3 protein-coding genes are annotated in these 2,466 nt (G+C 72.5%); 1 reads left to right on the top strand and 2 read right to left on the bottom strand.

From position 1 onward, the window contains the following. Positions 1-98 precede the first annotated feature (98 nt). A complete protein-coding gene (locus C1J00_RS41990) occupies positions 99-1,673 on the bottom strand; it encodes an amidohydrolase (RefSeq protein WP_102914062.1) in 1,575 nt (524 codons plus the stop codon). Positions 1,674-1,681: 8 nt separating this feature from the next. Further along, positions 1,682-1,894, bottom strand: a complete 213-nt coding sequence (locus tag C1J00_RS41985; protein WP_102914061.1) for an MbtH family protein — start codon at positions 1,892-1,894, stop codon at positions 1,682-1,684. A 93-nt stretch (positions 1,895-1,987) separates the two neighbouring features. Here C1J00_RS41985 and C1J00_RS41980 point away from each other — a divergent pair. Continuing rightward, on the top strand, positions 1,988-2,466 hold a 479-nt coding region (locus C1J00_RS41980; RefSeq protein ID WP_180989896.1), incomplete at its 3' end, for an enterochelin esterase domain-containing protein.

Genomic DNA, 2,466 nt, shown 5'->3' with positions numbered 1-2,466 from the left:
GCGTCGGTGCGTCAAGGGCGCGTGGCAGCGCGGCAGGGCGCGGCGTGGCCGTGGTCAAGGGGTTCCTTCCTCGGTTCCGGACCGGGGCAGACCGGGGATCAGTCGCGCGGACGGCTCGGGCGGCCGGCCACGTACGCCTCCACCACCTCGATGTCGCCGATGCGTGAGGTGTCGACGCTCCGGGGGTCGTCGCCGAGGACGACCAGGTCGGCGTGTTTGCCGGGGGTGAGGCTGCCCAGGCGGTCGTCCCAGTGGCAGGCGCGGGCGCCGGCGACGGTGTGGGCGTACAGGGCCTCATCGACGGTGACGGCTTCGTCCGGGCCGATGAGCTGCCCGGAGGTGGAGGCGCGCTCGACCATGAACTGGACGGCACGCAGGGGCGATCCGTCCGCGACCGGCCGGTCGGAGCTGCCCACGAGGGGAATACCGTGGTCCAGGAAGGCACGGCCCCGGTACATCCAGGGCGCTCGTTCCCCGCCCATGATCGAGGCGTAGTCGTCGCCGAAGCAGCGCAGGAAGTTGGGCTGGACGACCGCGCTGAGGCCGAGCCGCGCCATGCGCGGGAGCTGGTCGGGCCGGATCAGCCCGGCGTGCTCGATGCGGTGGCGTGCCTCGGGCCGAGGCCGGATCCGCTGGGCCCGCTCCATCGCGTCGAGGGCGATGTCGGCCGCGCGGTCGCCGATCGCGTGCACGGCGAGCTGCCAGCCGGCGAGATGGCCGTCCACGATGAGGCCGGTGAGCGCCTCCGGGTCGTCCTGCAACTGCCCGGCGTGGTCGAGCCCTTCGTAGGGGCTGGTCAGGGCGGCCGTACGGGCCATCATGCCGCCGTCGGTGTAGACCTTCAGCGCGCCGACGGAGAGCCGGTCGTCGCCGAAACCGGTGCGCAGGCCGAGGTCGAGGGCCCTGGGGATGCCGTCGGTCTCGTGCGCGGCGACCGGGTTCAGCCGGTCCGCGGAGACCATGAGCTGGACGCGCAGCGGCAGCAGGCCCTTGTCCCGGGCGAGTTGGTAGGCGCCGAGTTCGACGGGGCTGTGGCCGAAGAGGGTGCCGCCGATGCCCGCTTCGGCGCAGGCGGTGACGCCCTCGGTCAGGCAGGTGCGGGCCGCGCGGCCGATCGCCCCGGCCAGGTCCTCCTGGGAGTGCGGCAGCCGCAGGGCGCGGGCGGCGCCCATGGCCTGCTCGGCGAGGAAGCCGTTCTCGTGCGGGATGCCGTCCGGGAGCAGGTCCAGGACGGCGGTGTTGACCACGCAGCCGTGCCCGGAGTCGTGCAGCAGGTAGAGCTTGCGTCCGTCGCCGACCCGGTCCAGGTCGGCGGCGGTCAGATGGCGGCCCAGGGCGCGCTGGTCGTAGCCGGCGATGCTCACCCATTCGCCGGGTGCGCGGGTGCGGGCGACGGCCTCCGCGACGACCGCGAGCACGTCGTCGACGCGGGTGAGGCCCGCGATGCTCGGGGTGTTCTGCTTGAAGCCGGTCCAGGCGAGGTGGACATGGGCGTCGATGAACCCCGGCAGCACCGTGGCGCCCTGGAGGTCGACGACCTCCCGGGCGGGCAGGGAGGTCACGGTCTCGTCGAGGCCCACGATCCGGCCCTGCCAGATGCCCAGGTCATGGGCGACCGGATGGTCCGGATCCATGGTGAGGAAACGGGCGTTGGTCAGCCTGGTGCACAGCATCGGCGGTGTCAGGCGTCCTGGGACGCGGCGAGGGACTTCGGGCGCAGGTCCGTCCAGTGGGTCTCGACATACTCAAGGCATGCCTCGCGGGTGTTCTCGGCGAAGGCGATCGTCCACCCCCCGGGCACCTCGGCGAAGGACGGCCAGAGGGAGTGCTGGCCCTCGTCGTTCACCAGGACCAGGAAGCGGCCGTCGTGGTCGTCGAAGGGGTTGGTGCTCATGCGGTGTGCCTCCTCGGAAGGCCAAGATTAGGTTAGGCTCGCCTAATTGATGGAGCTTAGCCTTTGGTCCTTCCCTCTCACAAGGAGACGTTCATGCACTTGGCCGCGGCCGGCAGGGAGGGTGCGTTCGCCGGGTTCGGGCAGCCCGGGGCGCCCGGCACCGACGAATTCTGGGCCGGGGTGGCTGCCCCGGCGTCCGTGCCGGACGGTGACGGCGGATGGGTGACCCTGTTCCTGTGGCGCGGGTCCGGGCCGGTGACCGTCGAGTTCGAGAGCTGGTCGGATCCCGTCCCCCTGCGCCGGTTGGACGGCTCGGACTGCTGGTACGCCGAGGTGCGCATGCCCGCGCGGCTGCGGGTGACGTATCGGTTCGTCACGGGTGACGCGTCCCATGCCGATCCGTTCAACCCGGCCGGTGCGGGCGGCGACCGGTCCATCGTCGCGACGCCGGACGCCCCGGAGCAACCGCACTGGCCCCTCGTCGGGGCCGATGCGGTGCTGCCGGTGCCGCGTACGCGGATTCGCTGGGCGAGTGAGCGGCTGGGCGGGCGGCGTACGGTGCGGGTTCATCC

The organism is Streptomyces cahuitamycinicus, from assembly GCF_002891435.1.
Lineage (GTDB): Bacteria > Actinomycetota > Actinomycetes > Streptomycetales > Streptomycetaceae > Streptomyces > Streptomyces cahuitamycinicus.
Note: the sequence above shows the minus strand (reverse complement) of the source record. Positions and strands in the feature narration are given on the sequence as shown.